Below are 1,076 nucleotides of genomic sequence, written 5' to 3'. Positions count from 1 at the left end.
GCGCCTCGCGAATACCCCGCGACCCAAGCGCGGCGACTTGCGCACAATCACGCGAGAAATGCGTCTCTCACCTGAGTTCATCGCGTCGCGGTCAGCACGACTCGCCGAGCTGATCCAGAATCGCCGGGTTCTCCAGCGTGGAGGTGTCCTGCGTGATCGCTTCGCCCTTCGCGAGCGAGCGCAGCAAGCGGCGCATGATCTTGCCCGAGCGCGTCTTCGGCAGGTTCTCGCCAAAGCGGATGTCCCTGGGCTTGGCGATCGGCCCGATCTCCTTGCCCACCCACGCGCGCAGTTCCGCGGCGAGCTTCACGGCCTCCTCGCCCTGCGGACGCGTCGCCTTGAGCACCACGAACGCCACCACGGCCTCGCCGGTGGTGGCGTCGGGGCGGCCCACCACGGCGGCTTCGGCCACGAGCGGGTTCGCCACCAGCGCCGACTCGATCTCCATCGTGCCCAGGCGGTGCCCCGAGACGTTCAGCACGTCGTCGATGCGGCCCATGATCGTGAAGTTGCCGGTGTCCTTGTCGCGCACGCTGCCGTCGCCGGCCAGATACAGCTTCCCGACGAGCTGCGCGGAAGGCGCAAACACGCGGTTTTCGTGAAGAACTGATTCAATTGCAGACATGTCTATTCCGTAAAGTGTCTCGAAAGCACGTGCTTGCCTCTTTGGGAAACAGCTACATCAGGATATCGAATGATTCATTTCCGGAACGCGTGCAGCGTCCGCTTCAGTGGCCTTCGGGCCCGCTCGCTCGCGCTCCAGCAAGGGATAGGCGAGCGCACAGATGTGTGACTGAATGCGCACGAGGTCGCGCAGCACGTCCAGGTGCAGCGAGCTCGACGCCAGACTGTCCGGCTGGCCTTCGCGCAGCCGCTCGAGGTGACGCTCGCGCGCCGCGCGTTCGAGCTGCCGCAGCGCCTGCTTGTCGTCGATGAGCTGTGCCGCGGTCTGCGTGCGGCCCGAGACGAGCAGCGCCTGAGCGCGGTGGAAGCTGTCGATCACCGCGGCATGCATCGCGCGCAGTTCCTCGGCGCCCTCCGGCGAAAAGCTCAGCTGCATCTTGATCTTTTTCTGT

Annotated in this window: 1 protein-coding gene and 1 pseudogene; both read right to left on the bottom strand. The window is 65.5% G+C overall.

Going from position 1 to position 1,076, the window contains the following annotated elements:
- Positions 1–91 precede the first annotated feature (91 nt).
- Positions 92–571, bottom strand: a pseudogene (locus BO1_RS48840) (AMP-binding enzyme); the annotation flags it as partial.
- A gap of 111 nt (positions 572–682) precedes the next feature.
- Positions 683–1,076, bottom strand: a 394-nt coding sequence (locus BO1_RS56040; protein ID WP_043289367.1) for a PhoU domain-containing protein, incomplete at its 5' end; no start/stop codon positions are given.

Origin of the sequence: Paraburkholderia oxyphila NBRC 105797 (assembly GCF_000685075.1) — a bacterium.
GTDB classification, from domain to species: Bacteria; Pseudomonadota; Gammaproteobacteria; order Burkholderiales; family Burkholderiaceae; genus Paraburkholderia; species Paraburkholderia oxyphila.
This window is presented reverse-complemented; position numbering and strand designations above follow the sequence as displayed.